Origin of the sequence: Alcaligenes sp. PF14, from assembly GCF_037150615.1 — a bacterium.
Classification (GTDB): domain Bacteria; phylum Pseudomonadota; class Gammaproteobacteria; order Burkholderiales; family Burkholderiaceae_B; genus Alcaligenes; species Alcaligenes phenolicus.
This window is the reverse complement of the sequence record NZ_JBAGRS010000029.1, coordinates 1-307: the sequence shown is the minus strand read 5'-3', so window position 1 is coordinate 307 and position 307 is coordinate 1. Positions and strand designations below refer to the sequence as shown.

Here is a 307-nt window from a genome sequence, read left to right as displayed (position 1 = left end):
GACGGTCATCCTGGCGGGCACCAATACCTATGTAGGCGGTACCGCCCTGCATGAAGGGCGCGTCGTCGTCAGCCAGGACAGCAATTTAGGCTCCGGTGCACTGAACTTCCAGGGCGGCACCTTAGCCACGACGGACTCTTTTGACAGCACACGCCAGCTCACACTGAATCAAGCCGGCCATCTGGATGTGGCGGCCAACACGGTACTGGGCTTGAGCGGGCAAATCAGCGGGAGCGGCAATCTGATTAAAGAAGGCGCGGGTACTCTGCGCCTATCCAACACCGCCAACCGCTATGGCAATACACAA

Annotated in this window: 1 protein-coding gene; it reads left to right on the top strand. The window is 59.3% G+C overall.

The annotated features are described in order from the left end of the window. Window positions 1-307: autotransporter-associated beta strand repeat-containing protein (locus WFM49_RS18545; RefSeq protein ID WP_336974857.1), on the top strand; the 307-nt coding region annotated here is incomplete at both ends.